24 protein-coding genes and 2 pseudogenes are annotated in these 25,510 nt (G+C 72.9%); 8 read left to right on the plus strand and 18 right to left on the minus strand.

The features are described from left to right. Positions 1–52: 52 nt before the first annotated feature. Positions 53–1,216 carry an ABC transporter ATP-binding protein gene (locus tag ACZ6BG_RS30610; RefSeq protein ID WP_469007469.1) on the plus strand — a complete coding sequence of 388 codons (1,164 nt, stop codon included), beginning with the start codon at positions 53–55 and terminating at the stop codon, positions 1,214–1,216. After that, positions 1,185–1,721, plus strand: coding sequence for a GNAT family N-acetyltransferase (locus tag ACZ6BG_RS30615; RefSeq protein ID WP_469007470.1), 537 nt, complete (start codon positions 1,185–1,187; stop codon positions 1,719–1,721). Before ACZ6BG_RS30610 ends, ACZ6BG_RS30615 begins: the two co-directional genes overlap by 32 nt. A 40-nt stretch (positions 1,722–1,761) precedes the next feature. On the opposite strand, the gene ACZ6BG_RS30620 is transcribed toward ACZ6BG_RS30615, so the two are convergent. Genes ACZ6BG_RS30620 through ACZ6BG_RS30630 form a run of 3 tightly spaced genes read right to left on the minus strand, consistent with a single transcriptional unit; the run spans position 1,762 to position 4,138 of the window. After that, positions 1,762–2,724 carry an ABC transporter substrate-binding protein gene (locus ACZ6BG_RS30620; protein WP_469007689.1) on the minus strand — a complete coding sequence of 321 codons (963 nt, stop codon included), beginning with the start codon at positions 2,722–2,724 and terminating at the stop codon, positions 1,762–1,764. 59 nt (positions 2,725–2,783) lie between these two features. Continuing rightward, positions 2,784–3,461 carry an ABC transporter permease gene (locus ACZ6BG_RS30625; RefSeq protein ID WP_469007471.1) on the minus strand — a complete coding sequence of 226 codons (678 nt, stop codon included), beginning with the start codon at positions 3,459–3,461 and terminating at the stop codon, positions 2,784–2,786. Then, the gene (locus ACZ6BG_RS30630) at positions 3,458–4,138 is read right to left on the minus strand and encodes an ABC transporter permease (RefSeq protein WP_469007472.1); all 681 of its coding nucleotides are present in this window, start codon (positions 4,136–4,138) and stop codon (positions 3,458–3,460) included. Before ACZ6BG_RS30630 ends, ACZ6BG_RS30625 begins: the two co-directional genes overlap by 4 nt. A gap of 280 nt (positions 4,139–4,418) precedes the next feature. On the opposite strand from ACZ6BG_RS30630, the gene abc-f reads away from it, so the two are divergent. Further along, complete coding sequence (gene abc-f, locus ACZ6BG_RS30635) at positions 4,419–6,092, plus strand: ribosomal protection-like ABC-F family protein (protein WP_469007473.1); 1,674 nt, start codon at positions 4,419–4,421, stop codon at positions 6,090–6,092. Between the two features lie 262 nt (positions 6,093–6,354). Here abc-f and ACZ6BG_RS30640 read toward each other — a convergent pair whose 3' ends face one another. Together ACZ6BG_RS30640 and ACZ6BG_RS30645 are read right to left on the minus strand one after the other, a co-directional pair. Continuing rightward, positions 6,355–6,948, minus strand: a complete 594-nt coding sequence (locus tag ACZ6BG_RS30640) for a hypothetical protein (protein ID WP_469007474.1) — start codon at positions 6,946–6,948, stop codon at positions 6,355–6,357. A gap of 92 nt (positions 6,949–7,040) precedes the next feature. After that, complete coding sequence (locus ACZ6BG_RS30645; RefSeq protein ID WP_469007475.1) at positions 7,041–8,057, minus strand: helix-turn-helix domain-containing protein; 1,017 nt, start codon at positions 8,055–8,057, stop codon at positions 7,041–7,043. Between the two features lie 113 nt (positions 8,058–8,170). Here ACZ6BG_RS30645 and ACZ6BG_RS30650 point away from each other — a divergent pair, with 113 nt between their 5' ends. Then, positions 8,171–8,989, plus strand: coding sequence for an NAD(P)H-dependent oxidoreductase (locus ACZ6BG_RS30650; protein ID WP_469007476.1), 819 nt, complete (start codon positions 8,171–8,173; stop codon positions 8,987–8,989). Here ACZ6BG_RS30650 and ACZ6BG_RS30655 read toward each other — a convergent pair. Further along, positions 8,976–9,797: a class I SAM-dependent methyltransferase gene (locus ACZ6BG_RS30655; RefSeq protein ID WP_469007477.1), complete on the minus strand. Its 822-nt coding sequence runs from the start codon at positions 9,795–9,797 to the stop codon at positions 8,976–8,978. The genes ACZ6BG_RS30650 and ACZ6BG_RS30655 overlap by 14 nt on opposite strands. A gap of 76 nt (positions 9,798–9,873) precedes the next feature. Between ACZ6BG_RS30655 and ACZ6BG_RS30660 the strand changes: the two genes are divergently transcribed. Together ACZ6BG_RS30660 and ACZ6BG_RS30665 are read left to right on the plus strand one after the other, a co-directional pair. Next, positions 9,874–10,467: a TetR/AcrR family transcriptional regulator gene (locus ACZ6BG_RS30660; RefSeq protein WP_469007478.1), complete on the plus strand. Its 594-nt coding sequence runs from the start codon at positions 9,874–9,876 to the stop codon at positions 10,465–10,467. Positions 10,468–10,652: 185 nt separating this feature from the next. Continuing rightward, the gene (locus ACZ6BG_RS30665) at positions 10,653–10,853 is read left to right on the plus strand and encodes an FAD-dependent monooxygenase (RefSeq protein ID WP_469007480.1); all 201 of its coding nucleotides are present in this window, start codon (positions 10,653–10,655) and stop codon (positions 10,851–10,853) included. Between the two features lie 6 nt (positions 10,854–10,859). Here the strand turns inward: ACZ6BG_RS30665 and ACZ6BG_RS30670 are convergent, their stop codons facing one another. The 7 genes from ACZ6BG_RS30670 to ACZ6BG_RS30700 form a co-directional block, all read right to left on the minus strand. Continuing rightward, positions 10,860–12,152: an aspartate aminotransferase type Ic gene (locus tag ACZ6BG_RS30670; RefSeq protein WP_469007481.1), complete on the minus strand. Its 1,293-nt coding sequence runs from the start codon at positions 12,150–12,152 to the stop codon at positions 10,860–10,862. Positions 12,153–12,399: 247 nt separating this feature from the next. Then, entirely contained in the window at positions 12,400–13,638 is a 1,239-nt protein-coding gene (locus ACZ6BG_RS30675) for a serine hydrolase domain-containing protein (protein WP_469007482.1), read from the minus strand. Then, positions 13,635–15,194: an alpha/beta hydrolase gene (locus ACZ6BG_RS30680; protein WP_469007483.1), complete on the minus strand. Its 1,560-nt coding sequence runs from the start codon at positions 15,192–15,194 to the stop codon at positions 13,635–13,637. The genes ACZ6BG_RS30675 and ACZ6BG_RS30680 overlap by 4 nt, the downstream gene beginning before the upstream one ends. Positions 15,195–15,397: 203 nt before the next feature. Next, a complete protein-coding gene (locus ACZ6BG_RS30685) occupies positions 15,398–16,198 on the minus strand; it encodes a GAF domain-containing protein (protein ID WP_469007484.1) in 801 nt (266 codons plus the stop codon). 258 nt (positions 16,199–16,456) lie between these two features. Next, positions 16,457–17,677 (minus strand): GDSL-type esterase/lipase family protein, encoded by a 1,221-nt coding sequence (locus ACZ6BG_RS30690; RefSeq protein ID WP_469007485.1) that lies wholly within the window; start codon positions 17,675–17,677, stop codon positions 16,457–16,459. 104 nt (positions 17,678–17,781) lie between these two features. Further along, positions 17,782–18,357, minus strand: a complete 576-nt coding sequence (locus tag ACZ6BG_RS30695; RefSeq protein ID WP_469007486.1) for a TetR/AcrR family transcriptional regulator — start codon at positions 18,355–18,357, stop codon at positions 17,782–17,784. A 162-nt stretch (positions 18,358–18,519) separates the two neighbouring features. Further along, a complete protein-coding gene (locus ACZ6BG_RS30700) occupies positions 18,520–19,974 on the minus strand; it encodes a glyceraldehyde-3-phosphate dehydrogenase (RefSeq protein ID WP_469007487.1) in 1,455 nt (484 codons plus the stop codon). Positions 19,975–20,376: 402 nt separating this feature from the next. Here ACZ6BG_RS30700 and ACZ6BG_RS30705 point away from each other — a divergent pair, with 402 nt between their 5' ends. Further along, entirely contained in the window at positions 20,377–20,844 is a 468-nt protein-coding gene (locus tag ACZ6BG_RS30705; RefSeq protein WP_469007488.1) for an RDD family protein, read from the plus strand. Here ACZ6BG_RS30705 and ACZ6BG_RS30710 read toward each other — a convergent pair. The 3 genes and pseudogenes from ACZ6BG_RS30710 to ACZ6BG_RS30720 form a co-directional block, all read right to left on the minus strand. Beyond that, a complete protein-coding gene (locus ACZ6BG_RS30710; RefSeq protein ID WP_469007489.1) occupies positions 20,841–21,176 on the minus strand; it encodes an MmyB family transcriptional regulator in 336 nt (111 codons plus the stop codon). The genes ACZ6BG_RS30705 and ACZ6BG_RS30710 overlap by 4 nt on opposite strands. A 158-nt stretch (positions 21,177–21,334) precedes the next feature. Beyond that, positions 21,335–22,243, minus strand: a complete 909-nt coding sequence (locus ACZ6BG_RS30715; RefSeq protein WP_469007490.1) for a chitosanase — start codon at positions 22,241–22,243, stop codon at positions 21,335–21,337. Between the two features lie 65 nt (positions 22,244–22,308). Further along, positions 22,309–22,659, minus strand: a pseudogene (locus ACZ6BG_RS30720) (response regulator transcription factor); the annotation flags it as partial. Between ACZ6BG_RS30720 and ACZ6BG_RS30725 the strand changes: the two are divergent. Further along, positions 22,651–23,112: pseudogene (locus ACZ6BG_RS30725) on the plus strand (formylglycine-generating enzyme family protein); the annotation flags it as partial. The pseudogenes ACZ6BG_RS30720 and ACZ6BG_RS30725 sit on opposite strands and share 9 nt — an antisense overlap. Before the next feature lie 72 nt (positions 23,113–23,184). Here ACZ6BG_RS30725 and ACZ6BG_RS30730 read toward each other — a convergent pair. Further along, the gene (locus tag ACZ6BG_RS30730; protein ID WP_469007491.1) at positions 23,185–24,075 is read right to left on the minus strand and encodes a glycoside hydrolase family 19 protein; all 891 of its coding nucleotides are present in this window, start codon (positions 24,073–24,075) and stop codon (positions 23,185–23,187) included. 713 nt (positions 24,076–24,788) lie between these two features. Then, entirely contained in the window at positions 24,789–25,391 is a 603-nt protein-coding gene (locus ACZ6BG_RS30735) for a TetR/AcrR family transcriptional regulator (protein ID WP_469007492.1), read from the minus strand. Positions 25,392–25,510 lie beyond the last annotated feature (119 nt).

Raw genomic sequence — 25,510 nt, forward strand, 5'->3', positions numbered from 1 at the left:
CGGCGGGCGCTGAGCGTGTGCGGGCGGGATCACGCACGGTTAGCGTGAGGGAATGATCCGGTTCGAGCAGGTGACCAAGCGCTACCCGGACGGCACGACGGCCGTGGACGACCTCTCCTTCGAGGTCGCCGAGGGAGAGCTGGTCACGCTCGTCGGCCCGTCCGGCTGCGGCAAGACCACCACGATGATGATGGTGAACCGGCTGATCGAGCCGACGTCGGGCCGTATCTACGTCAACGGCGAGGACATCGCGGCCGTCGACCCCGTACGGCTGCGGCGTCGCATCGGCTACGTCATCCAGCAGGTCGGCCTCTTCCCGCACCGCACCGTCCTCGACAACACCGCCACCGTGCCCGCGCTCGTCGGCTGGAAGCGGGCCAAGGCGCGGGCGCGCGCCGCCGAACTGCTCGACCTGGTGGGGCTCGACCCGAAGACGTACGGACCGCGCTACCCCGAGCAGCTCTCCGGCGGGCAGCGCCAGCGCGTCGGCGTGGCCCGCGCGCTCGCCGCGGACCCGCCGGTGCTCCTGATGGACGAGCCGTTCGGCGCCGTGGACCCGGTGGTGCGGGAGCGGCTGCAGAACGAGTTCCTGAACCTCCAGCGGACCGTGCGCAAGACCGTCCTGATGGTCACGCACGACATCGAGGAGGCAGTCCGGCTCGGCGACCGCGTCGCGGTGTACGGGCAGGGGCGCATCGAACAGTTCGACACGCCGGGTTCGGTGCTCGGCACGCCCGCGACGCCGTACGTGGCCAGGTTCGTCGGAGCCGACCGCGGACTCAAACGGCTCTCGGTCACCGAGATCGAGGTCGACGACCTGGAGCAGCCGCCCGTCGCCCGCCTCGACGAGTCCGCCGCGCAGGCCGCGGCCCGGCTGCGCGCGGACGACGCCCGTTGGGCGATGGTCCTCGACGAGGGCGGCGACCTGCACGGCTGGGTCGGCGTCGACGAGGTCGCCCTGGCCGGGGACGACGCCACCGTCGGCGACCTCGCCCACCGCATGAACGCCTGGGTACCTGTCGGCGCACCCCTGAAGCAGGCGTTCGGCGTGATGCTCCAGCACGACGCGGGCTGGGTGGCCGTCGTGGACGGCGCCCGCTTCGTCGGCGTCCTCACCCCGGCGAAGCTGCACGAGGCGCTGCGGCGGTCGGTGGACGCGGATGCGCACGGGGTGGGGCGGGGGGATGTGGAGTTCGACTCGGTGGCCGACGCGTAGCTCCTTTCCGGCGCGGGGTGGCGGGGTTCTGGGCGGGACAGCCCGCTGGATGCTGGCCCAGGGCATCACCGGCCAGTGGCAGCCCGGCCAACTGGCCGAGGACCACTTCCGCAAGGCCATGGCGAGTGCAGAGGCCTGGCTCGCCGAGACCGACGGCCGCGTGGCCGGGGCATGGGAGCTGTGGTGGGAAGACCAGGACGCCTGGGGCCCGCAACCGCCGGTGGCCGACTATGTGCACCGGCTGATGGTCGACCGCGCCAGCGCACCGCCCGGTACGGGCCGGTCTCTGCTGCGTGCCGCGGAGCACCGCGTCACGGCGGCGGGACGCACGTTCGTACGCCTGGACTGTCTGGCCGGCAACACGTGCCTCAACAACTACGACCTGGACGCCTGCCACCGGGTCGCCGGCCACAAGGCAGGCAAGCCGCAGCCGGGCGGCGCGTCCAAGTCCTTCACCCTCATGGAGAAGGCCTGCGGGCCGACCACGGAGACGGAGGGCGCGTAGCCAGGGGGACACGTCCGCTGAGCCCCTCCCCCCGCCCCGCCTACAGCATCCCCTTCTCCTCCAAATACTTCTTCGCCACGTCCTCCGGCAACCGCCGCCAGCTGTCCACCTGGCGGTTGAGGTCTGCCAGGTCCGCTGTCGTCAGGACCGTGTTGAGGCGGGCCAGGGATCGGGAGACGCCCTTGCTGCCCGCTCGGGAGCGGTTGACTACGGGGACGATGTAGTCGGCGTTCTGGAGGTGCTTGTCGTCGGTGAGGAGGACGAGGCCGAACTCGTCCAGGGTGGCGTCCGTCGTGGTGGTGAGGACCATCTGGTCCTGGCCGCTCTGGACGGCCTTCTTGGCCTGGGTGGTGCCGACGCCCTTGGGGTCCACGCCGGTGATGTCGATGCCGTAGACCTTCTTCAGGCCCGGTTCGCAGTAGGGGCGTTGTACGCATTCGTCGCCCGCGGCGAGTCGGACCTTCAGGCCTGACTTGCCGAGGTCGGTGAGGGTCTTCAGGCCGTGCCTCCGGGCGTACGACGACGCCACCGCGAACGCGTTCTGGTCCACGGCCTTGCCCGGGTCGAGGACCGTCAGGCCGCGTGGCGCGGCCAGCGCGCGCAGGGCCTTCATGGTGGCGTCCAGGTCGGGCGAGCCGACGGGCTTCGCGTCGGCGCCGTTGACCTTGGCGTTGAGCCAGTCCGCGAACGTGGCCGCGTACTCGGGCACGACGTCGATCTGCCCGGACTCCAGGGCAGGTTCGTACAGTTCGCGGTTGGCGACGGACAGGATCTCGGTGTCGTATCCGGCCTTGTCCAGGAGCAACGCGTACATCTGCGCGAGCAGGTCGCTCTCCGTGAAGCCTGCGGAGCCGATGACGAGGTGCTTGCTGTCGCCGGGTGGCGCGGTGACCTCGTTCTGGGTCTCCAGGGAGGGGCCGGAGTCGCAGCCGGAGGCGAGGAGGGCGGCGGCCGCGAGCAGCACGCCGCATCTGGTGCGCCACTTCCTGCCGCGCACGGCCATGGACGGGGTCGGTGGGAGAGCCGCGCCCCGCCCGGCCCCGCGCTTGCCGGTCACGCCGCTCACCCCTTCCCCGTCTTCCGCGCCCACCCGGGCGCCAGCCGCTCGACGGCCTCGAAGACGCCCTCGACCAGGAGGGCGAACACGGCGACGAGCACCGCGCCCGCCACCACCTGCGGCGTGCTGGCCAGGTTGAAGCCCGCCGTGATGATGCGGCCGAGCCCGCCGCCGCCCGCGAGCGCGGCGATCGTCGCGGTGGCGACGAGTTGGACGGCGGCGATGCGTACGCCGCTCATGATCAGGGGCAGCGCGAGCGGCGCCTCGACCCGCCACAGCATCTGCCGCCCCGTCATGCCCATCCCGCGCGCGGCCTGCACGACGCCGCGGTCCACGCCGCGCATGCCGACGTAGGCATTGGTGAGCAGCGGCGGCACGGCGAACAGCACCAGGGCGACGACCGTGGGGCCCTCGCCCCAGTCCCCGAGCGGAGTGAGGAGCAGCAGCACGAGGACCGCGAAGGTCGGCACGGCGCGGCCGACGTTGGAGATGTTCACGGCGAGCGCGCCGCCCTTGCCTAGGTGGCCGAGGACGAGCGCGATGGGCAGCGCGATGAGGCAACTGATCAGGAGGCAGACGACGGTGAGGACGAGGTGCTGGGTGAGCCGGTGCCAGATGCCGTCGTCGCCCGCCCAGTGCGCGGAGTCGGTGAGCCAGTCCCAGGCGTCGATGAGGGTCTTCACGCGCGGGCCGCCCTCGTCCAGGGCGTGAGGAGTCGCTGTACGCCGAGCAGCAGCAGGTCGGCGAGGACGGCGATGACCACGCAGAGCACGGAGGCGGTGAGGACCTGGGCCTTGAAGTAGGTGTTCATGCCGGAGTAGATGAGGTTGCCGAGGCCGCCGAAGCCGACGATCGCGCCGACGGTGGCCAGCGAGACCGCCGAGACCGTGGCGATGCGCAGGCCCGCCATGGCGGCGGGCAGGGCGAGCGGCAGTTCGACGGTCAGGAGCAGCCGGATCGGGCCGTAGCCCATGCCGCGTGCGGCCTGCCGGGTGTCCTCGGGCACGGCGCGCAGCCCGGCCAGGATGTTCCGGACGAGCAGCGTCAGGGAGTACAGGACGAGGCCCGCGACGACCAGCGTCTCCGACAGGCCGTACACCGGAAGCAGCAGCGAGAACATCGCGAGGGAGGGGATCGTGTACAGGACGGTGGTGAGCGCGAGCACCGGTCCCGCGGCGAGGCCCCAGCGGCGCGCCAGGACGGCCAGGGGCAGGGCGATGGCGAGCGCGATCAGGACGGAGAGCGCGGTCAGCTCCAGGTGCTGCAGCACGGCGTCGGTGAGGATCTCGCGGCGGGTGCTCAGATACTCGCCGCAGATCCACTCGTTGCGCGCGAGGCAGTCGTCCGGAGGCGCGGTCACCTGTCCATTCCAGCGGGCCTCGCGGGGGTCGGCACCTGGTGCTGGACCGTACGGGGTGGGGCGCCACGTGGGCCGCGGGGCTCGCGCCGAGGCGTGACGTCGAGAACTGGACCTCGGCGGACGCCGCCCGGCCGAGCGCGGAGCACCGGCGCATTGAGGCGAGACGGCTCGTCTTGTTATGGTGGGGGCATGGCTTTCCTCTTCTTCGTCTGAGCCCGGGCACGGCCGATGCCGCCGTTTCTGCTGCCCGCCGACCCTCCGCATGCCCAGGGAAAGTCATATGCGCGACCGCGCCCCTACCACCGTGCCCACCGCCGCCCCCGCTGCCGTGGCGCAGCTGTCCGTCAAGGACGTCACCAAGTCCTACGACACCCGGACCGTCCTCGACCAGGTCTCCTTCACCGTCCGTCCGGGCGAGAAGGCCGCCGTCATCGGCGAGAACGGTTCCGGCAAATCAACCCTGCTGCGGCTGCTCACCGCAGCCGAGACGCCGGACGCCGGGGAGATCACCGTCAGCTTCCCCGGCGGCACCGGCCACCTCACCCAGACCCTCGACCTCGACGCGGACCGCACCGTGCAGGACGCCGTCGATGTCGCCCTCGCCGAACTGCGCGACATGGAGTGCCGGTTGCGGGTGGCGGAGGAGGCCCTCGGTGAGGCGACGGAAGAGGGACTCGCCGCGTACGGCGAACTGCTGACCGCGTACGAGGAACGCGGCGGATACGAGGCGGACGCCCGCGTGAATGCCGCGATGCACGGACTCGGGCTGGCACGGATCACCCGTGACCGTCTGCTCGGCTCGCTGTCCGGCGGCGAGCAGTCGCGGCTCGCGCTCGCCTGCGTCCTGGCCGCCGCCCCCGAACTGCTGCTCCTGGACGAACCGACGAACCACCTCGACACGGCGGCCGTGCGCTGGCTGGAGGAGCATCTGCGCGCGCACCGCGGCACCGTCGTCGCGGTCACCCACGACCGCGGCTTCCTGGAGCGCGTCGCCACCACGATCCTCGAGGTCGACCGGGACGCGCGCACGGTGCTCCGGTACGGCGACGGCTGGGCCGGCTACCGCGCCGCGAAGGCCGCCGCTCGGCGCGGCGCGGCGCAGCGGTACGCGGACTGGGTCGAGGAGGTGGCCCGCGCGGAGGAGCTGCTCGAGGCCGCGGGGAGGCGGCTCGCCACCACCGGCCGCGACCCGAAGCAGGGTTTCGGCAAGCACCGCCGGTCCAGCGAGGCGAAGCTCGGCGGGCAGGTCCGCTCCGTCCGGGAGCGCCTGGCCGAGCTGCGGCGCAACCCGGTGGCGGAGCCGCCGGCACCGCTCCGTTTCACGACGGCGCTGTCGGCGGCGGACGGCGGCCCGGCCCAGGGCCCCCTCGCCGAGCTCGACCACGTACAGGTCGGCGAACGCCTGCGCCTGGACGGAATCCTGGCGATCGCGCCCGGACAGCGGCTGCTGGTCGGGGGCGCGAACGGCGCGGGCAAGACGACGCTGCTCCGCGTCCTGGCGGGCGACCTGGAGCCGGACGCGGGCACGGCCCGCCGCCCCGCCCGGATCGGCTACCTCGCGCAGGAACTGCCCGCGCGATCCGCTCGGCTCCCGCTGCTCGCCGCGTTCGCTGCCGGGCGGCCCGGACTGCCGGACGAGTACGCCGAACAGCTCTTGGCCCTTGGCCTGTTCCGCGAGGAGGACCTGCATGTTCCGGTTGCCGCCCTGTCCGTGGGACAGCAGCGGCGGTTGCAGCTCGCGACCCTGGTGACCCGGCCCGCGGACCTCCTCGTCCTCGACGAGCCGACCAACCACATCGCACTCGACCTGGTCGAGGACCTTCAGGCCGCGCTCGCGGCGTACCCGGGGGCGGTGGTCGCGGTCTCGCACGACCGCGGCTTTCGCGCGCGCTTCGACGGGGAGGAACTGGAGCTGCGTGCCGGCCGTGGGCACTGGTTCCCCGGCGTCCCGTAGCTGTCGGACCCGCGCCCGCTGAATCCGTCCACGAACCCGTGCCCTTCTGGGCCAGGATCCCGCACGGGGTGTGGCTGAGGGAGGCCACCTCCGTCGCCGTCGACTCCGAAGGCAGCAGCTACGCGGCGGAGGTGCCGCACACCGGGATCGGCAGCGAGCTCACGCCGCCGCGCGAGCTGGTGAGCCTGCGCAAGTGGTGGCGCGTACGAGGCGGAGCGGCCAGTCACCGTTCACGCAAACTGGCCGCTGCGCCTCGTACCGCTCAGGCCGACAGCTCCCGCACGATCCCGGACCGCGCGTCCTCGGGTCCGACCACCACGAACGTGGCGTTCCCCGTCCGGGACCGCACCACGGACATCGCCCCTCGGGCACCGGACACGTCGTCGGCGCCCGGGACGTCGTACCTGACGACCATGGCGCGCTCGCCGCACGACAACCGGGCCCTGGCCGAGCGGCGTTCATGACCGGACATGGACGACTGGGCGTAGGGCCCACCAGGAAGGCTGTCCGTCCCCGCGTCGCCGCCGTCCTTCGGCCACGCGGTCTTCAGGCTGAAGCGCCCCGCCTTGGGGGCGTCGACGACCAGAGCGCAGGCCTCGGCGTCCACATACGCGACAAGGCGGTCTCCCCCGAGCCGCACCTCCGCGACGGGGCGTGTCCCCACCGCAGGATCAACGTCGCCCCTCTCGCCGAGGGGGTCGCCGCTCACCGAGATCTCCGGCAGCTTCCGCAGGGGCACGGGCCGCGGCTGAGCCGCCCGGCTCCCGTCGCCGTCGTTGCCGTCCGCCGTGCAGGCCACGGCGGTCAGTGACAGGGCGAGGGCTGCGGTCGCGGCCGTACGGAAAGGTCGAATCACCAGCGCGACCCTACCTTCTACCTTGCCGTGCTCTGACCTGTGCATTCACCCGCCCGATGGTGTCTGACGGCACGTCACCGCCCGCCCCGTGGCTACCGCGGGTCGCCGCGCTCCGCCACGTCCCTCGCCAGCGCCGCCAGGGCCGCCGCCTCGTCGCTGCCCTCGTCCGCGCTGAACACATGCACCACGAGGCCCGTCTCGCCGGGCTCGGCCGGTACGTGCAGGGTTTCGAAGTCCAGGGTCAGGAGCCCGGCCCGCGGGTGACGGAGTCGTTTGCGGCCCGCCGCGCACATCACGACCTCGCCGGTGCCCCAGATGCGGCGGAAGTCGGCGCTCCGCTCGGACAGTTCGGAGATCAGCGCGGCGAGTGCCGCGTCGTCGGGGTAGCGCCCGGCGGCGACCCGGAGCTGGCCCACGGCCTCGGCCGCGCGGTCCTCCCACTCGGGGTGCACGGTCTGGGACGCGGGGTCGAGGAAGAGGAACCTGGCGTTGTTCGGGTCCCGGCGCTCCGGGTCGCCGAGGCCGCCGACGAGTTCGGCGCCGAGGGCGTTGAAGGCCACCACGTCGAGGCGGTGGTTCGTGGCGAACACCGGGTAGTGGGTGAGGGAGTCGAGGACCCGCTGGAGCAGCGGGCTGACCCGGGCCTTCGGCGCGGGCCCGCGCCGGGCACCGGCGAGGGTGTCGAGGTGCCTGCGCTCCGCCGTGTCGAGGCCGAGCGCTCCGGCGAGCGCGTCGAGGACCTCGGGCGACGGCTGGGTGGCCCGGCCCTGTTCCAGGCGTACGTAGTAGTCGACGCTGATCCCGGCGAGCTGGGCCAACTCCTCGCGGCGCAGCCCGCGGACCCGTCGACGGCGGCCGCCGGAGATCCCGACGTGCTCGGGCGCGATCCGCCCCCGGCGGGCCCGCAGAAAGCCGCCGAGCGCCCGCTCGGAGTCACCTACCCCGTCGATCCGGTCGGTCCGGTCGGGGCCGCCCCGCCCCTGCCCCACGGCGCTCCCGGCGCCCGCGGCACTCACGGTGTCCACGGCCTTCACAGCACCCACGCCGGCCCCCGCTTCGCGACCGTCGGCCTCCGCACCGCCGCGGACGCGTTCCTCCACCCTGTCCATGCGATCAAGTATGCGCGTCGCGCCCCAACGTGGTCCTCCCAGTACCAGGACAACGAATCCGCTGGATGAACAGGGTTCTGGCCGCCCCGCCGCGCCCGGGGCACCGTAGCCTCATGAACGCAACCACGCCGTCCACGCCGTCCACGCCGTCCGCACCGTCTTCGCCGCAGAACATCCTCATCGTCAGCGCCCACCCGGAGGGCGACTCGCTCAACGCCGCCCTCACCGACTTCGCGGTCGGCCATCTCCGCGCGGCGGGGCACGAGGTGCGGGTCTCCGACCTGTACGCGATGAAGTGGAAGGCGATCGTCGACGCCGACGACTTCCCCGACCTCGCCGCGGACGAGCGGCTGCACGTGATGGCGGCTTCCGAGGACGCCACGCTCGCGGGACGGCTCTCGGCGGACATCGCCGCCGAGCAGGAGAAGGTGCGCTGGGCGGACGCCGTCATCCTGCAGTTCCCGATGTGGTGGTTCAGCCCCCCGGCCATCCTCAAGGGCTGGATCGACCGGGTGTTCACCGCCGGGTTCGGCTACGGCCCGAAGGTGCCCCCGCCCTACAGCGAGGGCCCCCTGGCGGGACGGCGCGCGCTGGTGTCGGTGACGGCAGGGGCGCGGGAGACGTCGTTCTCCGACCGGGGCATCCACGGCCGTCTCGCGGACGTGCTCTACCCGCTGCAGCACGGGCTGTTCTGGTTCACCGGCATGGCGCCCGTCGAGCCGTTCGCGGTGTACGGCGCGAACAACCTGCCCGCGGAGCGGTTCGAGGCGGCCAAGCAGGAGTACGCGCGCCGCCTGGACGGCCTGTTCACGGACGAGCCGGTGCCGTTCCGCACGCTGGTGGGCGGCGACTACGATCACGACATGCGGCTGCTTCCGGGGGTGGAGGCGCCGGGGACCGGTGGCCTGGACCTGCATGTCAGGACGAGCTGAACCGAGCGGTGACCGCCACCGTCGCGTACCCCATCGTGAAGCCGCCCCCGAACTTGTCGATCACGGCGCCGATGCCGGAGAGCAGTTCCGCCAGCAGGGCCGGGGGCAGTCGGCCCGCGCCGCCGTGTGTGGGGAGTTGGTCGAGCCACTGCTCGCGCGTGTACTCCCGCTCCCAGTCGAAGCGCCACTGTTCCGGGGCGTCGAACCCGGCCGCCTGCCGCATCCCGTCGGCCGCCTTCGCGGACAGCGGGTCGTACGCGTCGAGCGGAGCGGTCGCCCAGGGGTTGAGCGGCGCGCCGGGCAGCACCCGCCGGTGTACGTCGGAGAAGGCCTCGCGGATGTCCGGGGCGAGCACGAACACGTTCCAGAACACGGCGAGCCGACCGCCCGGGCGCAGCACCTGCCCCGCGCGCGCCGCCCCCGCGACTGCGTCCACCCAGTGCCAGGCCTGGGCGGAGACCACCGCGTCGAAGGTCCGCCCGGCCGCGTCCCAGGTCTCGAAGGCCGCCACCTCGGTCTCGACGCCGGACGCCCGCGCCGCGTCGGCCATCCGCGCGTCGACGTCCACGCCGAGCACCCGACAGCCCGCCGCCTGGAGCTGCCGGGCGGCGATGCCGGTACCGACGCCCACATCAAGGACGTCGGGTCCTGGGCTCTCGGCGACGACGCGGTCCACCAGCGCCCGGGGGTAGCCGGGCCTGGCCCGGTCGTAGCGCCCGGCGTCCGCGCCGAACGACTCGGCCAGTCCGCGGTCCTGATGGGGCTCGCCGCCGGGGTGGGCGGCACCTGACGACGGTAGAGTGGGCATGCGCCCACTCTGAATGGGCGAACGCCCACTCGTCAAGAGACGGCGGGCCGGACCAGGGTGCGATCAAGGAGGAACGTTGCCGACTGGGGTGGCCCTGCGCGACGCGCGCGAACAGCTCTTCGACGCCGCCGAGCGCATCCTGCTCCGGGACGGGCCGAGCGCGCTGACCAGCCGGGCGGTGACCACGGAGGCGGGCTGCGCCAAGGGCGTCCTGCACCGGCACTTCTCCGACTTCGACGCCTTCCTCGCCGAACTCGTCCTCGACCGCGTCGCCCGGGTCGACGCGCGCGCCGCCGCCCTGCGCGCGGCCGCCGGGACCGGCACCGTCACCGACCACCTCGCCGACGCCCTGACGGACCTGTTCGGCTCCGTCGCCGTGGCGATCGTCGGCCTCGTCACGTCCCGGGACGAACTCCGCGCCCGGCTGCGCCGAACCCTGCCGACCGGTGTCCCGCTCCTGACCCAGGCGGCAGCGATGATCGCCGCCTACCTCGCCGCCGAGCGGGACCTGGGCCGCGTCGCGGCGGACGCCGACATCGACGCGCTCGCCCCGACCCTGATCGGCGCGGCACACCTGCTGTTCGCCGACCGCACGGGCACCCCGCCGGAGGCGACGGCCGTTCACAGGGTCGTGGCGACGGTCATGGCCGGGGCGGTCGTGGCGCCGTAGCAGAGGGCGCGGGTGCCGTGTTCCGCCGCGGTCGTCGTGGCGAACTACCGGAACAGGTCGACGGCCCAGGCCGCCCGCTCCCCCGCCGTCGACGGCCAGGAACGCCCGGACCAGGTCGAGGCAGGGCTCGCTCCGGCACCGCGACGCCGTAGGCCTGCCGCACGTGTACGTCGTCGTGCCCGCCCATGATCAGCGAGGCCGAGGGGTCACTGGCGGCCCGCCCCCTCCACGCCCGCCCGGTCGGCCACCGCCGACAGCCGCCCCCGGCCGTCACCCTCATCGGCGACGCCGCGCCCCTGATGTCCCCGTTCACGGGCGAGGGCGCCGACCTCGCCATGGTCGACGGAGCGGACCTGGCCGGGGCCCTCGCCGCGCGCACCGCATGACGGCGCTCACGCGGCGGCGTCGGCGACCAGCTTCTCGTACCCGACGAGGCGTACGCAGGTGGCGACCCCGCGAATGATCTGCTCGACCTCCGCCAGGTCCGGGTAGCTGGGGCTGATGCGGATGACGCTGTCGTCCGGGTCCTGCCCGTACGGGTGCGTGGCGCCCGCGGGCGTCAGGGCGATGCCCGCCGCCTTGGCGCGGCGCACCACTTCGCGGGCGCAGCCGTCGGGGACGTTCAGGACGATGAAGTAGCCGCCCTTGGGCGTGGACCAGGTGGCGAGGCCGGTGCCGCCGAGCTCTTCGGCGAAGCCGCGCAGCACGGCGTCGAACTTGGGGCGCAGCAGCGCGCGGTGCTCGCGCATGTGGGCGCGCACGCCGTCGGCGTCCCGCAGGAACAGCGCGTGGCGGAGCTGGTTGATCTTGTCGGGGCCGATGGAGCGCTTGGCGTTGCGGCCGCGCAGCCAGGCGGTGTTGGCCGGGGACGAGCCGAAGAAGGCGACTCCGGCGCCGGCCAGGGTGATCTTCGAGGTGGAGCCGAAGACGAACGCCCGGTCCGGGTGACCGGCCTCGGCGCAGGCGGCGAGGACGTCGGCGACCTCGGGCTCCTCGTCGGTGAGGTGGTGCACCGCGTAGGCGTTGTCCCAGAAGATCCGGAAGTCCGGTGCGGCGGTGGGCATCGAGGCGAGCCCGCGGACGACCTCGTCGCTGTAGCAGGTGCCGTCGGGGTTGCTGTACTTGGGCACGCACCAGATGCCCTTGATCGCGGGGTCGGCGGCCACGAGCCGCTCCACCTCGGCGAGGTCGGGGCCCGCGGGGGTCATCGGGACGGGGATCATGTCGATGCCGTAGCGCTCGCACAGCGCGAAGTGCCGGTCGTAGCCGGGGACCGGGCACAGGAACGCGACCCGCTCCTCGTCGGCCCAGCGCCGCGACGCGCCGGGCAGGGTGCCGAGGAGGGCGTGCACGATGCAGTCGTGCATCAGCTCCAGGCTGGAGTTGCCGACGGCGAGGAGCTGGTCGACCGGCGTCTGGAGGAAGCCGCTGAAGATCTCGCGCAGTTCGCGCAGTCCGTCGGGGCTGCCGTAGTTGCGGCAGTCGGTTCCGTCGGCCGCGGTGTACCGGTCGCCGGGCAGGCTCAGGAGGTCCGCGGCGAGGTCGAGCTGCCGGGGCGAGGGCTTGCCGCGCGTCAGGTCGAGGGCGAGCCCCTGGCCGAGCAGGTCGGCGTAGTCGCGCCGGGCCTCCTCCAGGCGTACGGCCGGGGGAACGGAGTCGGCGGGCACCTGCGCGGTCGTGGTCATGCGGACTTCCTCAGGGACTGGGGTACGGCATCGGGAGCACCAGGGGCACCGGCGGGCCGCCGGGGCCGACGGGTCGGCGGAGGAAACCGTTCTCCGCGGGCGGCGCCGCGCGGGCGCCGCCCCTCGTCGGTCCCATGATGGCCCTTGTCCGGCGGAGGTGGACTCCTGTTCCGAGGACCGGACGGCTTCCAGGGACCGGACGGCCCACCCGCGCCCCGGGCGGACCTGGCGTCCCGGACCACCGCCGTCACCGCCGCAGCGCGCGGTCCACCAGCCGGAGCGCGGCCCTGGCCTGCGCGTCCCCTCGTTCGTCGGTCCGCAGGGTGAAGGCGGCGACGGTCGCGGCGCGACTGCCGTCCGCGGTGACGCCGCTCTCGGAGACGATCCCGAGGTGGGTGCCGCCGTGGAACCAGACACCCTCGTCCCGACGCCGCGCGGACCCGGCGCCACCAGACCCGCTCCCACCCGGCCGCCAGGCGATGCCCATCCCGTAGCGCACGCCGTCGGCCTGGATCCAGTCGGGGGCCGCCACGGTCTGCTTCATCGCGGCCAGTTGGGCGCGGTGCAGGAGTCGGCCGCCGAGCAGTGCGCGCAGGAACACGGCGAGGTCGTGGGTGGTGCTGATGATGCCGCCGTCCGCGCCGCCGCCGGTGGCGAGGGAGGTGTCGGTCAGCCGGGTGCTGCCGGGGAACTGGGTGTAGGCGGTCGCGGTCGGCTGCGGTACGTACGCCGAGGTGCCGGGGACGAGGGTGTGCCTGAGGCCGAGCGGGGCGATGACGCGTTCGTGGATCTCCTGGGCCCAGGGGTGGCCGGTGACCTTCTCGACGACGAGGCCGAGGAGGACGTAGTTGGTGTTGGAGTAGCTCCAGCGCTGTTCGCGCGCCGGGTCGGCGGCGTCCGGCAGCCACAGCGGCGGGCGGCTCATGGCGGCCTCCACCTGCCGGCGGGCCGAGGTGACCCGGAAGCGTCCCTTGAGGTAGCCCTCGGGCGTGAAGTCGTCCGCGCCGCCCGCCACGGCGACGTAGTCGTCGAGGCCGCTGGTCTGGCGGAGCAGGTTGGTGAGGGTGATCCTGCGGCCGTCGTTGCCGTGGCCGTCGACGAGGCCGGGCAGCCAGCGGTCGACGGTGTCGTTCAGGTCGAGGCGGCCCTCACCGGCCAGTTGCAGGACGACGGTGGCGGTGAAGGGCTTCGTGTCGCTGCCGATGCGGTAGTACGCGTCCCAGGGCACCGGCCGCTCCCCCGTCAGGTCCGCCGCACCGGCCCGTGCGGTGAGGCGGCCGCTCGGGCCCTGCACCTCGGCGAGCACACCGGTGGTCCCGGTCGCGCGGATCGCGTCGACGTCGGCCTGGAGGGCGTCGCGGCCCCGGGGCGCGGCGGGGCGCTCGGCGGCACGGCCCGTGCCGGTGCCCGCGATGACGGCCGTGGCGGCGGAAACTACGGCGACCATGCCGCCGCGCCTGCTGAACACCGGTCCGTGGGCACTCATCGGGTCGCTCCCTCGGGTGCGCAGGTGAGGTCGCGGGCGGGCAGCTTCCCGTCGCGGAGGTAGTCGTTGACTGCGTCGTCGGCGCACGGGACGGGCCGGTGGCCCTCGGTGCCGCGCCCGTACACGCCGTGCGAGCGGATGTCGGCCGTCACCAGGCGTGATCCGGTGAGCTTGCGGTGCAGGGCCAGGGCCCCGTCGTAGGGGACGTTGTTGTCGCGGCGGGCCTGGAGCATCAGGACGGGCACGTTGTTGCGGATGGTCGTGCCCGGCTCGCGCGGCGGGGACTTCCAGAACGCGCACGGCGCGATCATGCCGTTGACGACGGGGCCGAACACCGGCTGTGTGGCCCGGCTGCTCACGGTGTTGCGCCAGTACGTCTCGGGGTCCTTCGGCCAGCCCCCGGCGGGCCAGCCGCCGTCACCGCACATGAACAGCGCGCCGCCCACCATGCTGTCGCCCAGGTCCGGCGAGTTCAGCAGTTCCAGCAGGGCGGCCAGCTCAGGACCGGGCTCGGTGAGCTTCCCTGCGGCGGCGTCGACGAGGTCGCGCACCACGGAGGCCAGCGCGGGGTCGCTCTCCTGGTGCTGGACGAGCTGGCGCAGCAGCAGCCGCATGACCGGGGCGTTCATCCGCTGCCCCGCGACCTCCACGGGGCGGCGCTCGGCCCCGTCGAGCAGCTTCTGCACACTCGCCCGCACCTGGGCGGCGGTGCGGCCGAGCCCGTACCGGTCGTGCTGCCGGGCGGCCCAGGCGGCCCACTCGTCGAGCCCTTCCTCCAGCGGGCCGCCCGCGCGCTGGAACAGCTCGTACTGGGTGGCAGCGGGGTCGGTGGAGGAGTCGATGATCACGCGGTCGGCGCGGCGGGGGAACATCTGTGTGAAGACGGCGCCGAGGTCCGCGCCGTAGGAGACGCCGTAGTACGAGAGGCGGCGCTCGCCGAGGGCCGCGCGGATCGCGTCCATGTCCCGGGCGACGTTCCGCGTCGAGGCGTGCGGCAGCAACGCGGCGTTGTCCCCGTGCTCCTGGCAGCGCCTGGCCGTGTCCCGCGCGGAGTCGACGGACGCGTCGAAGTCGGCGCGCGGCGTGGTGACGGGGCCGGGCGGACGTGGGGGTCCCGCCGGGGCGCAGCGCACGGGGCTGCTCTCGCCGAGGAACCTCGGGTCGAACCCGATCAGGTCGTAGTGGTCGGCGACGTCTCTCAACGCCGGGCGGAGCGCGAGGGTGTTGGCGAGGCCGGTGCCGCCGGGGCCGCCGGGGTTGGACAGGAGGATGCCGCGCCGTGCGTTCGGGGACGCGGCCTTGATCCGGGAGATCGCGATCTGGATGGTCCGCCCGCGGGGGTCGGCGTAGTCCAGGGGCACCGTCACCTTGGCGCACTGCGCCCCCGCCTCGTTCAGCTCGGTCTGCGCCGCCGAGCAGGGGCCCCAGGCCAGGTGCTGGCGCTGCGGGGCCGTGTCGCGGCCTGCCGGCTGCTGCGGGGTGGCGGCGGCGGGCACGGCGGCCGTGAGTAGTCCGGCAAGACCCAGGCCGAGGCCGACCGTTGACGGGACGCGCATGGTGCTCCTCGTGTCGAATGCGACTCTCTGTCGGTCACGACGCTATGAGCACCCCGCCCGCCGACACCATGCGGCTTCCCGGCTCACCGATCGTCGGGTGGGCGGTATTGACAGTGGGCGAAACGTGGTTCGGTCGGGGCGGTCGCACCGGGTGTCGGCGGCGGAGTGCCGGTGGCCGCTGTCAGGAGTGCCGGTGGCCGCTGTCAGCAGAGGAGGTGGGCGGCGTGGGCGAGTCCTTCCAGGGCCCGGCGCTGCTCGTCCGTCCACTCCGTCGCCTGCTCGTGGTGCGTGGACACCACGCCGATCAGCGTGCCGTCCCCGGAAGTGATCGGCACCGAGGCACACGCGCCGACACCGGCCTCCCGCAGGACGTCCAGCGCCGGGGTGCCGTGGAAGACCGGGGATGCGGTCACCTCCTCGACGAGAACGGGTTTGCGGTCCTGCGCGGCCACGCCGCACGCGGTCTCCCGGTCGGCCACCGTCTCGAAGTAGGTCAGGAACGGGTGGTGGAAACCCCGTTGGGCCACGATCCGCAGCACTCCGCCCGCCGGGTCGTGCACCTGGGCATTGCCCTTCGGCGCCCCGGTGATCTCGAAAGCCGCCGACAGCGCCGCCGACACCACGGAAAGCCGCAGGGCCTGCTCGCTCAGCGACAGCGGCGCCGTCGCCAGTTCCTGAGCGATCCGCAGGCCCTCCACGTCGCCGCAGCTCCGGAGGTGGCGCAGCACCGAGCTGTGGGCCCGCTCCACCGCCAGGCTGCCGCCCGCGGCGGCGGCCCGCAGCCGGGCGTCGAGGAGCAGTTCCACACCGGCGGTGCCGCAGAACGTCACCCGGCTCAGGTCCAGGAGTGTGCGGCCCACGGGCCGCTCCACGGCGCGGTGCAGTTCGCGGGCCAGCACCGGCACGGAGGCGATGTCCAGCTCACCGGCCACGCGGATGGTGACCCGGCCGTCCACCTTGGCGACACCGACCGATACGGACCGCGACGGCTCGGACCACTCCACGCCCCACCCCGCCCCTGAATCCGCTGACCGCAATCACCGGGCCTGGCCTCTGTGATTCGCGTGATCCGCACACCTGGCCTCCGTTGATCCGCGCACCTGACCTCGTTGATCCGCGTTGTTGATCCGCGTTGATCCGCGTTGATCCGCACACCTGGCCTCCGTCCACCCACGCTAGCGCCGGGGCCGCCCGCGCCCCGAGCACTTCACGAGTGCGGTCCACCATGGCATCGATTCGGACAGGAACGGACAGATCTGACCTCAACCGCTCGTCCCGAAGGGGCCGTTGGCCGCGAAGGCGCGTTCCGCGAAGCGTTCGCCGATGCGACGGTGCGTCGCGGCGTCCGGGTGCAGTTCGTCGGGCAGCGGCAGTTCGGCGAAGTCGGCCTCTCCGTAGAGGTCGCGGCCGTCGAGGTAGTACAGGTGCGGGTCGTCGGCCGCGCGCCGCTCCACGATCCGGGCCAGCTCGTCCCGGATGACGCCCAGGGTCAGCTTCCCGCTCGCGCGTTCCGCCGGGTCGCCCGTGGCCAGGAAGCGCAGCCGTCCCTCGCTCAGGGCGCCGAAGTCCGGGGCGCTGGGTCCCGGGGTGTCCTCGTGGATGGGGCACAGGATGGGCGAGACCACGAGGAGCGGGGTGGTGGGGTGGCCCTCGCGGATGGTGTCGAGGAAGCCGTGGACGGCCGGGCCGAAGGCGCGAAGCCGCATCAGGTCGGCGTTGACCACGTTGATGCCGGTCTTGACGCTGATCAGGTCGGCGGGGGTGTCACGCAGGGCACGGGCGGTGAACGGGTCGAGCAGGGCGCTGCCGCCGAAGCCGAGGTTGATCAGTTCCACGCCGCCGAGCGAGGCTGCGAGGGCGGGCCAGGTCGTGCTGGGGCTCGCGGCGTCGGAGCCGTGGCTGATCGAACTGCCGTGGTGCAGCCAGACCTTGCGGCCCCGGTCCGGCGCGGGCTCGACGGGGGCGTCGGTGCGCAGCGCGACGAGTTCGGTGGTCTCGTTGTGCGGCAGCCAGATCTCGACGTCCTTCAGCCGCTCCGGCAGCCCGGTGAAGCGGAGCGTGCCGACGGGGCCCGGCCGGTGCTCGGCGCTCCCTGCCGCCATGTCGATGGTCAGGGTGTTGCCGCCGGTCGCGCTGGCCTGCTGGGTCAGACGGCCGTCGATCAGCAGGTCGTACATGCCGTCCGGGCGGGGCGGCGCGCCGGCGTAGACGCGCTTGGTGGGCAGCGTGTCCAGTTCGACGGCGGTGGCGCGGGTGCGCAGGACGAGGCGGACGCCGGAGGGCTGGGACTCGGCCATGGCGAGCTGTCCGTCGGTGTTCTGGGCGCGGGCCCGCTCGGGCAGCCGGTGCGGAAGGACGCCGTGCGCGGTGCGCTCCAGGTCGAGGGCGCCGTGGAGGAGGTCCGCGGTGATGGGGGTGGATATGAGGGTGGATACGGACGCGGCGAGGGGCGCGTCGGCGGGCGAGGGGTGCGGGGTGGTCATGTCTTCTCAGCCTGTTGATCGAGTTTCGGGTGGGGCAGCGGGAGGGGGCGCCCCGCAGGGCACCCGGCGTGGTCAGGACGCGGACCGGTCAGAGCCCGGAACGGTCAGAGCGCGGGCGCCGGCCAGTTCCGCAGCAGCGCGTCGAGGGCGTCCACGATCCGGGACCAGGACTCCTCGGTGCCGGGGGCGCTGTGGCTGAAGGCTCCGGCGGCCTCCAGGCTGACGTAGCCGTGGAAGACGCTGCCGAGGAGTCGGACGGCGTGCGTCTGGTCCGGCTCCGTCAGGTCGTAGCCCCGCAGGATCGCGCGCATCATCTGGGCGTGCCTGGCTCCGGCGCTGGCGGCGGCCGCCTCCGGGTCGAGCCGGAAGCGGGCCGCGGTGTAGCGGCCGGGGTGCTCCTGGGCGTAGTCGCGGTAGACGTCGGCGAAGGCGGTCAGGGCGTCCTTGCCGGCCCGTCCGGCCAGGGCGGTGGCCCCGCGGTCGGCCAGTTCCTCCAGGGCGAGCAGGGCGATCCTGGTCTTCAGGTCGTGGGAGTTCTTCAGGTGCGAGTACAGGCTCGCGACCTTCACGTCGAACCGTCGGGCGACTGCCGAGACGGTCACCTGCTCGAAGCCGACCTCGTCGGCCAGCTCGGCCCCGGCCTGAGTCAGCCGTTCCACGGTCAGTCCTGCGCGCACCATAATGCTCTCCCCTTTCAACAGAATCGATTATGCACATACCTAAGGCCTTTAGGCTAATACCAATGAGATTCCGGGGACGACCCGCAAAAAAGTCCCGGGCGGAGGAACGGCTCACGCCTTCCCTCCGCCCGGGACTCCGGACGATCACATGCTCCCGTGGACTCAGACCGCCACGGCCGGGTACGTCGGGTACTCCACCCCGGAGACGTACTGCACGACCCGGATCACCTGGCACGAGTAGCCGAACTCGTTGTCGTACCAGAGGTAGAGGATCGCGTTGTCGCCGTCGACCTTGGTGGCACCGGCGTCGACGATCGACGCGTGGCGCGAGCCGATGAAGTCGTTCGAAACCGCGTCAGGAGCGCTGGTGAAGTCGATCTGGCGGCGCAGCGGGGAGGTCAGCGAGACGTCGCGGAGGTGGTCGAGGACCTCCTCGCGGGTGGCCTCGCGGCCGAGCCGCAGGCTGAGGATGGCGATCGAGACGTCCGGCACCGGGACCCGGATCGAGCTGCCGGTGATCGGCGCCTTGAGGTCGGGCAGCGCCTTGGCGACGGCGGAGGCGGCACCGGTCTCGGTGATGACCATGTTGAGCGGCGCCGAGCGACCGCGCCGGTCCGCCTTGTGGTAATTGTCCAGGAGGTTCTGGTCGTTGGTGAACGAGTGGATGGTCTCCACGTGGCCACGCAGGACGCCGTACTCGTCCGCCATCGCCTTCAGCGGCGGGACGATCGCGTTGGTGGTGCAGGACGCGCAGGACAGGATCCGCTCGTCCGGCTTGATCATGTCGTGGTTGACGCCGTGCACGATGTTGGGCACGTCACCCTTGCCGGGGGCGGTCAGGACGACCTTGTCGATGCCGGGGCGCAGGTGCTGGGAGAGGCCCTCGCGGTCGCGCCACTTGCCGGTGTTGTCGATGAGGATGGCGTCCTTGATGCCGTACGCCGTGTAGTCGACCTCCGACGGATCGCCCGCGTAGATCACCTTGATCTCGTTGCCGTTGGCGATGATCGTGCTGTTCGCCTCGTCGACGGTGATCGTGCCCTGGAACTGGCCGTGGATGGAGTCGCGGCGCAGCAGCGAGGCGCGCTTGACGAGGTCGTCCGCGGGCCGTCCGCCACCCGGCCGGACGACGATGGCGCGCAGCCGCAGGCCGTTGCCGGAGCCCGCCTTCTCGATGAGCAGCCGGGCGACGAGGCGGCCGATGCGGCCGAAGCCGTACAGGACGACGTCACGGCCCTCGCGGCACTCGATCTTGTTGGCGCCGGTGGCACCCGCGACGGCCTCGGCGGTGAACTCCGCCACCGTCAGACCGCGGTCGTCGGCCCGGTACGTCGCGGCCAGCATGCCGATGTCGATCTGCGAAGGGCCGAGGTCGAGCGCGGTGAGGGCCTGCAGGAACGGCAGCGTCTCGGTGACCGAGAGCTCCTCACCGGCGATCTGCCGGGCGAATCGGTGGGTCTTGAGGATGCTGACCACCGACTTGTTCACCAAGGAGCGGCTGTGCAGCAGGACGGTGACGTCCCGCTCGCGGTGCAGCTTCCCGATGATCGGGATCATCGACTCCGCGATCTCCTCGCGGTTCTTCCAATTGGTGAACGAGTCGTCATTGACAGTCACAGGAGTATCTTTCGAGCTAGGCGGCGCTCATATGCTAACCCGACGCAAGTTCGATCTTCCATCGGGTGCCGCCGACGCCCTTCCGGATGCCGTCGGTGCCCGCCCGACCCCAGGCGGAGCCCCGCCCCGGAACCCTGCGGAACCCGTCCACGACGCCGCCGCCGTCCGCGGGCATCATCCCCTCGCACTTCCGCTTGAAGAGTCAGTGGTGCTGTCGCGGCAGAAGCAGCAGAACGCCCGTCCCGGCATCGGCGCCCTGCTCCGCCCTGCCCTGCCCCGCCCGGGGCTCGCTCCTTTGCTTCACAGCTCACACGGTTCACGGTGGCGAACTCGCGCACCCTTTCAGTACGTTCATGTGGCTCGCCGCCCCCTCTCACCCCCTTGCCCCACCGGGAGTTCCACTTGAACGACAGCCACGTCCGGCCGACCGCCCCGGCTGCGCAGACGGCCCCCTCCGCGGCACGCAGGTCCACCGCGGCGGTCGTCGACGCGCTGATCGCCCTGGTGTGCGGCCTCGCCGCCGGAGTGGCGGCGGGGGTCGAGATCGTGGACGGCGTGGTCGAGCTGCGGCCGGGGTCGCCCGCCGTGTGGGGCGGGGCGGTCGGCGCACTGTTCGGTGTGTCCTTCGTCGATCACGTCCTGCTCGGCCTGGTCGCCCGGGCCAGTCCGGGCAAGCTGCTGTGCGGGCTACGGATCGTCCGGGTCGCCGACGGCGGTCGGCCGGGGCTCGGGCGGCTGCTGGGGCGCTGGCTGTTCGGGTTCTACTGGGCCGTCGTGTTCGTGCCCGTCCACGTGCTCGCGGACAGCGATGTGGAGCAGCAGGACGCGGTGGGGCTGCGCACGGTCCGCCGACCGGCACGCCAGCCTTAACTCCCGGCCCCCGGCGCCGTGAAGTACGCGGCGCTCTCCGCGTCCGCCGGGTCGTACGACTCGATCGCGACCTCGTCCAGGGTGATGTCCATGGGCGTACCGAAGGTGGTGATGGTCGAGAAGAGCCGCAGTTCACGGCCGTCGAAGCGGATGATCATCGGGATCACGACGTCGGACTCGACGTGCGGGCCCGCGTCCTCGGCTTCGGGGGCCAGCAACTCCTCGTAGAGCGCGGTGAGTTCGGCGTCGGGGGCGGCGGCGAGCTGGCGGCCGAGGCGGCAGCCCATCTGGTGTGGTGGGAGCCGCCGCACGCCCCGGACAGCCTGGCTCATGTCGCCTCGCTGCTCTCCGGCGCTCCCACCCGGCCGACGGCCCAGCGGCCGCAGGTCAGTTGAGAGCCCAGCGGGGGCGGTCGGCTGACGGCCCCGCGGTCGCCGGTCAGCTGATGGAGTAGCGGCTGCCGGTCAGCGACTGGAGCAGCAGCCGCCAGTCAGCGGATGGAGTAGCGGCTACCGAAGGCAGTGACGGTGAACGGGCCGTCCAGCTCCTGATGGCCGCTCTTGGCGAGCCGCCGCAGCGCTTCGACACGGTCGACGGACCTGCGCCACTCGTCGGCCGTGTCGGCGTTCACGGGGTGGGTCAGATCGTGGACGCGTACGTCGAAGAACGCGTCCAGCCACGCCTTCTCGCCCGCCTCGGCGGGGGTGCCGACCTTCGCCGTCGTCCGCCGGACCAGGGCGGGCAGGCCGTCGCCGTCGGAGCCGTTCCCGTGCTGGATCGAGGCGTCGTACAGCTCGGCGACGGCCAGCGGGCTGCGGAGGCCTGCCTTGTCGGCGGCCCGCAGGGCCGGGGTGAAGTAGCGCTCGTAGACCTGGGCGTCCTGCACCTCGCGGAACACGGGGTCGGCGGCGGCGCGCTTCCACGCGGCGATGTAGGCGGCGTCGGACAGGGGGCGGGAGCCGTTCGAGCCGCCCGCGTCGGCCCCGTCCGAGGCTTCCGGGCCTTCCCCGTCGGCCAGGCGCTGGAGTGCGGGGATGAAGCGGGCGAGCGGGTTGGCCGGCTTCTTGTCGGTGTAGGCGCGCACCACCTCCAGGGCGTCGCCGTCGTCGGTGGTGAAGCCCGCCCGGCCTGCGGTGACGCCCCGGCCGTCGTCGAGGTTCTCCGCGTACGCGTACTGGATCTTGGTGGTGCCGTTCTCGAAGACGCTCACGATCTGGTCCGCCCGGCGGCGCTGCTCGGAGCTGAGCCCGCCGTCCGCGGCGGCGCGCGCGCCGTCCCGGCCACCGCTGTCCGAGCCGTCGCCGCTGGTGAGGGTCACGCCAAGGACGACGGCGGCGACGGCGAGGAGAGCGGCGGCGGCCAGGGCGAGGCGGCGTGCGGGTGGGGCGGGGGCTTCCATACGAGGAGCCTAGATCCGGCCGGACCTCCTAGCGTATCCGGACCTTCCGGGGGCTGCCCCCTCACCTACTGGTGACCGGCCGTCCCGATGGGGCCCTCGATGAGGTCGCGCAGCTGGGTGCGGGCGGTGATGCCCAGTTCGGGGCAGCCGCGGTAGAGGTGCGAGCCGACCGTACGCGGGGAGAGGAAGAGCTCCTCGCCGATCTCGCGGTTGGTCAGCCCGCGGGCGGCGAGCTGGACGATCTGCCGCTGCTGCGGGGAGAGTTCGGCCAGCGCGTCGGGGGCCGGGGCCGTGACGTCGAGGCCGGCGGCGCGCGCCTCGGCCCGAGCGCGCTCGCTCCACGGGCGGGCGCCCAGGCGACGGCAGGTCTCCAGGGCCTCGGTGAGCGGGCCCCGTGCTTCCGCGACCGGCTGCCGACCGAGACCGAGTGGGAGTACGCGGCCAGGGGCGGCCTGGAACAGCGGCGCTACCCCTGGGGCGACGAACCGGCCCCGGGCGGGGAGCACCGCTGCAACATCTGGCGCGGCGCCTTCCCCACGAAGAACACCGCCGCCGACGGCTACCGCGGCACCGCCCCTGCCGACGCCTTCGAACCCAACGGCTTCGGGCTGTACGACATGTCGGGCAACGACTGGGAGCGGTGCGCCGACTGGTGGTCCACCGAGCACGCCGCCGCGCGCCCCGGCCACAACCCCAAGGGCCCGCCCACCGGCACCGTCAAGGTCGTCCGCGGCGGTTCCCACATGTGCCACGACTCGCACTGCAACCGCTACCGGGTCGCCGCCCGCACGGCCGACGCCGTCGGCGGCGGGGGCGGCCACACCGGCTTCCGCCGCGCGCGGGACGTCGGCGAAGGCCACCATGGGTGACCTCCGCGACGCGTGCCGGGCGGGCCCGTGGGGTCGGGGCCGCGCGCGGGGACGGATCGCGCGGCCGGGGCGTCAGCAGCTCAGGTTGGAGCCCGGCGTCGTGCCGAGGATCCGCGTGAAGGCCTTGTACTTGTCGATGCGGCTCTGGACCTGGGCGGGGTTGCCGCCGTTGCACTCCAGGGCGCCGTTGATGGAGCGGATGGTCTCGCCGAATCCGGCGCCGTTGACCATGGCGTTGTGCGGGGTCATGGTGCCGGGGCCGTTCTGGGTGTTCCAGTACCAAAGGCCTGTCTTCCAGGCGATGGCCGGGTTCTGCTCCACCAGGTACGGGTTGTTCAGGAGGTCGATGCCGAGTGCGTCGCCCGCGGCCTTGTAGTTGAAGTTCCAGCTGAGCTGGATGGGGCCGCGGCCGTAGTAGGCGGCCTGTCCGGCGGGACAGCCGTAGGGCTGGGTCTTGTCGCAGTAGTGCGGGTAGTTCGCCTGGTTCTGCTCCACGATGTGGACAAGACCGCCCGTCTCATGGCTGACGTTGGCGAGGAACGCCGCCGCCTCCTGCCGCTTGACGGTGTCGCTGCCGGTGTTCGTGAAGCCCGGGTAGGCGCCGAGCGCGTCGGTCAGGCCCTTGTACGTGTAGAACGGGTTCCGGTTCGGGAACATCTTGTTGAACTGCGACTCGCTGACGATGAAGCCGGACGGGTCGGGGTCGCCCGGGTCCGTCCCACCACCACAGGCGCCCTGGTCCGCCCACACGTCGGAGCGGCCCGGAGTCTCGTTCTGCGTCCACCACTTGGCGGTCCAGTTGCGCCCGTTGTACGAGGCCGACTTGCCGCCCGTGTACACGGACGAGGAGCTCCACGGCGCGGCGCACTCGGCAGCGGACGCCGAGGCGGCACCCGGACCCAGGACGATCAACGCGCCGATCGTGGCCACCGCGGCCATGAAGCTGGTGATGCGTCTGATCATGCCAACTCTCCTTACGGGCAGAGCGGAAGCCGTCTCCCGCCCCGCCATCGGGGGTGCCGCGACTCAAGCGAAAATGGTCTGGACCTGTCAAGGTCTAGACCAAACTGAGGTCGAAATTCGCGGAATCCGTCCATCATCCGGACCGATGGAGGTGTTGGGGGTGGGCGACGGTGGCGTCAACTCGGTCCGCGCGTAGGCGGTTTGGCGGACACGGCGGCACCCGACCGCGCCCGGGTCAACGCACCGCCGACCGGGGCAGCGTGGGCTTCGCACAGCCGTGATCCACGACCGAGAGGCGGACGAACCGGACCAGTTGACGGCGTTCGACGCGCGTGAGCGGATCCGAGGTGAAGACGCGGCCCCCTCCGCGTCCGTGGCACAGTACCTGGCAGCGCCCCGGCCATCGCCGCCGTCGCCCCCGGGGCGCCCCGGACGGGGCGTGGACCGACGGCGCGCCCTCCACCCGGTCGACACCGCCCCCGGACTCGGCGTCGCAGCCCGTGCGCTCGGCAGCGCGCGGCGGACGCACGTTTCGCCGCCCGGGCTCGCCCATCCAGCCCGCCGAAGTCCTCAGCCAGAAGCCCGGCGACAGCAGCGAGTTCGCGCCCCGCCGGCCCGGTCCCGTGCCAGGCCGTCACCCCGACCCCGCGCCGGGCCTCCGCTGAGCGCACCCCGCGCCGACCCACCACCAAGGCCCGGCGCCAAGCCCCCGCTCAGCCCCCGTGCCAGGCGATCACCGCGTCGACGAATGCGACCACCCGCTCGCCGACGCGCTCCACACTTCCGTTCTGCACGCTGACCTGCGCGCCCTCCAGCGCGAAGGTGATCTCCGCGGCGGCCTCCTCGGGATCGGTGAGTCCGGCCGCGACGCACATGGCGGTGAGGCGGCGCAGTTGCCGCGCCTTGTGCGCCTCGATCACCTGACGTGCCGGGTGTGCCGCGTCGGGCAGTTCGGCGAGGGAGTTGACGAAGGGGCAGCCGCGGTGCGAGATCGCCGACAGGCCGTCGGCGACGAACGCGGCCACGCCCCTGATCTGCGCCCGGGGGTCGTCCCGCCATCGTTGCTCGATGCGGTCGAAGGCGTCGGCGTACTCGGCGGCGACGATGAGCAGCCACTCCGCCACCAGCGCGTCCTTGGTGCCGAAGTGCCGGTACAGGGCGGCCTTCGTGGTCCCGGCCCGGTCCGCGACGGCCTGCACGCCGACGCCCCTGATGCCCTCGGAGCCAAACAGTTCCTCGGCCGCGTCGAGGATGCGCTCACGGGGCGGCAGCTTGGCCACCCGCTCCGCCCGGCCCGGCCGCACCGTGTCCGTCATGCCCCATCCTTCCCCGCCGCTCCGGCCGTTCAGGCCGCACCACCCCCATGTTACGGTACCGAGCAGTCTCGGGTGATACCGATCGGTATCGTCCAGGACCTATCGGTTCCGCAGGTCGG

It is taken from the genome of Streptomyces sp. NPDC041205, assembly GCF_055591765.1.

What these genes read in the sequence shown, in the direction of transcription:
- abc-f (WP_469007473.1), top strand. Translation starts at nt 4,419, where the DNA reads ATGCGCGACCGCGCCCCTACCACCGTGCCCACCGCCGCCCCCGCTGCC.
- ACZ6BG_RS30655 (WP_469007477.1), bottom strand. Translation starts at nt 9,797, where the DNA reads ATGCCCACTCTACCGTCGTCAGGTGCCGCCCACCCCGGCGGCGAGCCC.
- ACZ6BG_RS30645 (WP_469007475.1), bottom strand. Translation starts at nt 8,057, where the DNA reads ATGGACAGGGTGGAGGAACGCGTCCGCGGCGGTGCGGAGGCCGACGGT.
- ACZ6BG_RS30650 (WP_469007476.1), top strand. Translation starts at nt 8,171, where the DNA reads ATGAACGCAACCACGCCGTCCACGCCGTCCACGCCGTCCGCACCGTCT.
- ACZ6BG_RS30690 (WP_469007485.1), bottom strand. Translation starts at nt 17,677, where the DNA reads ATGACCACCCCGCACCCCTCGCCCGCCGACGCGCCCCTCGCCGCGTCC.
- ACZ6BG_RS30695 (WP_469007486.1), bottom strand. Translation starts at nt 18,357, where the DNA reads ATGGTGCGCGCAGGACTGACCGTGGAACGGCTGACTCAGGCCGGGGCC.
- ACZ6BG_RS30610 (WP_469007469.1), top strand. Translation starts at nt 53, where the DNA reads ATGATCCGGTTCGAGCAGGTGACCAAGCGCTACCCGGACGGCACGACG.
- ACZ6BG_RS30665 (WP_469007480.1), top strand. Translation starts at nt 10,653, where the DNA reads ATGATCAGCGAGGCCGAGGGGTCACTGGCGGCCCGCCCCCTCCACGCC.
- ACZ6BG_RS30675 (WP_469007482.1), bottom strand. Translation starts at nt 13,638, where the DNA reads ATGAGTGCCCACGGACCGGTGTTCAGCAGGCGCGGCGGCATGGTCGCC.
- ACZ6BG_RS30715 (WP_469007490.1), bottom strand. Translation starts at nt 22,243, where the DNA reads ATGGAAGCCCCCGCCCCACCCGCACGCCGCCTCGCCCTGGCCGCCGCC.
- ACZ6BG_RS30620 (WP_469007689.1), bottom strand. Translation starts at nt 2,724, where the DNA reads ATGGCCGTGCGCGGCAGGAAGTGGCGCACCAGATGCGGCGTGCTGCTC.
- ACZ6BG_RS30670 (WP_469007481.1), bottom strand. Translation starts at nt 12,152, where the DNA reads ATGACCACGACCGCGCAGGTGCCCGCCGACTCCGTTCCCCCGGCCGTA.
- ACZ6BG_RS30615 (WP_469007470.1), top strand. Translation starts at nt 1,185, where the DNA reads ATGTGGAGTTCGACTCGGTGGCCGACGCGTAGCTCCTTTCCGGCGCGG.
- ACZ6BG_RS30710 (WP_469007489.1), bottom strand. Translation starts at nt 21,176, where the DNA reads ATGAGCCAGGCTGTCCGGGGCGTGCGGCGGCTCCCACCACACCAGATG.
- ACZ6BG_RS30680 (WP_469007483.1), bottom strand. Translation starts at nt 15,194, where the DNA reads ATGCGCGTCCCGTCAACGGTCGGCCTCGGCCTGGGTCTTGCCGGACTA.
- ACZ6BG_RS30730 (WP_469007491.1), bottom strand. Translation starts at nt 24,075, where the DNA reads ATGATCAGACGCATCACCAGCTTCATGGCCGCGGTGGCCACGATCGGC.
- ACZ6BG_RS30735 (WP_469007492.1), bottom strand. Translation starts at nt 25,391, where the DNA reads ATGACGGACACGGTGCGGCCGGGCCGGGCGGAGCGGGTGGCCAAGCTG.